The following is a 3,259-nucleotide window of genomic DNA, read 5'->3' on the forward strand; positions in this document are numbered from 1 at the left end:
ACCACTTGCGCCTAAAAAGGAGGTGAAAAGTTCTGGTTTAAAGCCCTGTTCGTTAATAATTTTAGCCGCTGTTTTCCCTGCGTGAATCTCTATCATCTAAAAAATTGTGCCTTTTATTTTGGTTGCTGTAGTTATTTTCATAATACTTAAAGTGAATATTTATGCAAAATGTAAAGCGGCTTTATGTTGCCATAAAACCGCTTTTTATAGTTAAGTGTGCTTAAAGTACGTTAATTAATCCCAAATGCCGTCTTCGCATTTGCCCTGTACTTTTACATCTTTTACTTTAAATTCGGGCTCTAAACCTTTGTCTCTTTGTGCGTGGTAATCGCTGGTAACAGACAAAATAGTCGGCGTTAACAGTATAATAGCGATAACGTTAACCACTGTCATTAACCCTAAGGCAATATCAGCTAAATCCCAGACTTCTTTTAACGTAGCTGATGCGCCCCACAGCATCATTGATAAATAAAGCAAAGTGTAAATCCCGCGCCCTACTTTGTTGTCGAACTTAAATAGGTGCAAGTTACTCTCTGCATAGGCGTAATTTGCAACCACCGATGTAAATGCAAATAAGGTAATGGCAGCTGCTACAAAGTAAACACCACCTTGTGCTAAGTGAGCGGTCATCGCGCTTTGTGTTAAACGAATACCCTCCATTTCGCCGCTAATGTCTATATCGGCTAATAAAATAATAACGGCGGTACAGCTACACAGTACTATTGTATCGAAAAATACACCTAGCATTTGTATGTAACCTTGCGTTACAGGGTGATTAGGAATAGGGCTGGCACTTGCTGATGCATGAGGCACACTACCCGCGCCCGCCTCATTAGAATATAAACCACGTTGAATACCGTTTTTAATAGCTGCACCCATTGCACCGGCGCCTGCTTCTTGTAAACCAAACGCTGATAAAAATATATCTTTAAGCATGGCGGGTACTTGCGTGAAATTTATAAGAGTAATAATTACGGCAGCAAGTACAAACACAATGCCCATTATGGGCACAACACGCTCTGCAAATCGGGCAATTGCTTTAAAGCCGCCCAAGATAATTGAGCCTGCGAGTACGGTAATAACCAAGCCTGAATAAAATGTAGGAACTTCAAACGCGTAATTAAGCGCGTCGGTAATTGTGTTAGTTTGCATTGCGCTAAACGTAAAGCCGTAACCTAAAAACAAGCACGCAGCAAACACAATGGCAAAGGCGCGACTGCCTAAACCTTGTTGAATATAATACGCAGGGCCGCCTCTAAACTCGCCGCCACTATCGCGCACTTTATATACTTGCCCAAGTACGCTTTCGGCAAAGCCTGTAGCCATGCCCAATATGGCGATTACCCACATCCAAAATATAGCGCCGCTGCCGCCAAGTGAAATTGCCACTGCCACACCGGCTAAATTACCTGTCCCTACTCGTGCGCAAAGCCCTGTACACAACGCTTGGAATGATGAAATGTCGTCTTTTTTACATTTACTGCTGCCTTTTAAAAGGCTAAACATATGTTTAAATTTAAGTATTTGAATTGCTTTTAGTCGTACCGAAAACCATATACCTGTAAACAAAAGTATATAAATAAGTACCTGACCCTCTCCCCACAAAAGGTTGTTTACACTTTTGACGACGGTATCGAACATTACTAATCCTTTTTTATTTTATACTTTTACTTTATGTTAGCACCGACTTTAAACTCTGCATGTAGCGCTACTCAACTTTAAAACTCCGGCAGCTCATTATGCGTTAAACATAATAGTGTTTAAGTTTGGCTTTACCCGATAGTGAAGTGTGTATTGGTGTTTAATAATCTGTAAGTAAGCACATTTAACATTGAATTTTATTTCTATAAATGTGAATAATAAATCACACCTACACTTTATATTGATTAGTTAAAAAATCAATAATATCTTTTTAAGATTCAGTATTTTATTTTACGCATAGGTGCGGGATGCAATAGTTTTTATTTTGATGCAGTAAGGTTTATATGAGGCGTAATGAGGATTAAGAATGGCAAAAAAATAGCGCATAAAGTTATGCGCTATTTTGTAATTATATTTAATTAGTTATAGCTGTATTGTGTAGGTGCACTGTAATGGTTGTTGCTGTTAATCTGTAAATTTTGCATTGCTAAGTATGAGCGACCGGCATCTAAGCCTAATTTATGATCAAAACGTAAATCGTTATTTGAACTACCTAATAATTTGCTATGCAGTTTTTCGTCTGCAAAAATTTGTATTATTTCAACATCACTTGGTGGATTTGCAATAAACTCAAGCTCATCTAAATACGCTTTCTCATGCTGTATCAAGTAGTCCAATGTTTTTGGACAATAGCCTGATGCTATAGCAAATGCTCTTAGCTTTTGTACCCATGCAGATTGCGCTTGAAAATTAGCGTCAACCGTTCTTATTACTACAATCTTACGAGCGCCTCGGTTGTAAGCTTCACGTACTGGTAATGGAGCTGCTAAACCGCCGTCTAGATAAAAATCGCTCTGTACTTGCTCTTCAGCAAGGTGTATTTCGTTAGCTGCTTTTGCGTTTAACCAAGGTGTTAACTTTACACCTTGTTTGTATAAAAACGGGAGTGCGCTAGAAGCCTTTAACAAATCACGCCATTGGCCACTCTCACCTGTTGGCGATAAGTAATATGCTTTTCTGTCTCGTGCATTAGTGGCTGTTATAAGTAGCTCACGCGCGCCCAAACTCGTTTTAGCTGTTTTAAAATCTATGGCTCTTTTTACCTCAGTGGTTTTGTCAAAGTACCAATCTAAATCAACTATGTGTTTACCCACTAATCCGCGACCAAGCTGAAAAAAACGTTTGTTACGCGAAAGCCCTCTAATTAGGCGTTTGGCATAGCCTTTTTGACGCGCTAAGTAACTAGTTAAGTTTTGCGAACCTGCAGAGGTGCCAATGAATAAATCGAATGGGTCATATTCTTGCTCTAACCACGCATCAAGTACGCCAGCTGTGAAGATCCCTCGCTGCCCGCCACCTTCAGCAATCAGTGCAACTTTTGGTTGCGCTGTTTTGTTAACTGAATTAGCTGTTGCGCAATTTAGAGACTTCACGGTGAACCTACCTTTATTTAATGATGTTTGGTTTAATACATACATTATAAAAAATAAAAATGATATCTTAAAATTGATTATTTAAATCAGTTCGATTGAAAAAACAGAACGGTATGTAAAGCAAAATATATACTAAAAATAGCAATCAAATTTACTTTGAATATTTAAATAACAAATACAGACAT

At 38.6% G+C, this 3,259-nt stretch carries 2 protein-coding genes; both read right to left on the bottom strand.

The genetic code is table 11. The features are described 5' to 3' along the window. Positions 1–234: 234 nt before the first annotated feature. A complete protein-coding gene (locus tag GQR46_RS17960) occupies positions 235–1,641 on the bottom strand; it encodes an alanine/glycine:cation symporter family protein (RefSeq protein WP_165741851.1) in 1,407 nt (468 codons plus the stop codon). A gap of 419 nt (positions 1,642–2,060) precedes the next feature. Further along, positions 2,061–3,074, bottom strand: coding sequence for a patatin family protein (locus tag GQR46_RS17965; protein ID WP_165741853.1), 1,014 nt, complete (start codon positions 3,072–3,074; stop codon positions 2,061–2,063). Between the last annotated feature and the right edge of the window lie 185 nt (positions 3,075–3,259).

The sequence above is a fragment of the Pseudoalteromonas sp. Z1A6 genome (genome assembly GCF_011378745.1).
Lineage (GTDB): Bacteria > Pseudomonadota > Gammaproteobacteria > Enterobacterales > Alteromonadaceae > Pseudoalteromonas > Pseudoalteromonas arctica.